Here is a 230-nt window from a genome sequence, read left to right as displayed (position 1 = left end):
TTCATAGTAATGAATGAACGGTGCATATTTCATTGCTTCCTCATATAACCCAATTTGGAAGAAAAACCAATTCGCCAGAGAAGTACAACCACTTCTGTGACTCCAAAATAAAATTATGGGGAAATCTTTATGAAAATGTGGAATACGTTCGCCATATTCAATTAATCCTTTAATATTGTTCTTCATCAGCCAAACCCCTTCGTTATTCTGATATTTATTGAACACTTCAA

At 33.5% G+C, this 230-nt stretch carries 1 pseudogene; it reads right to left on the bottom strand.

Annotated features, from left to right (window positions below):
* Window positions 1–186 (bottom strand): annotated as a pseudogene (locus FS608_RS29935) (sulfotransferase family 2 domain-containing protein); the annotation flags it as partial.
* Window positions 187–230 lie beyond the last annotated feature (44 nt).

The sequence above is a fragment of the Bacillus sp. X1(2014) genome, from assembly GCF_007678255.1.
The sequence above is the reverse complement of the archived record's forward strand: the minus strand, read 5'-3'. Positions and strand labels throughout refer to the sequence as shown.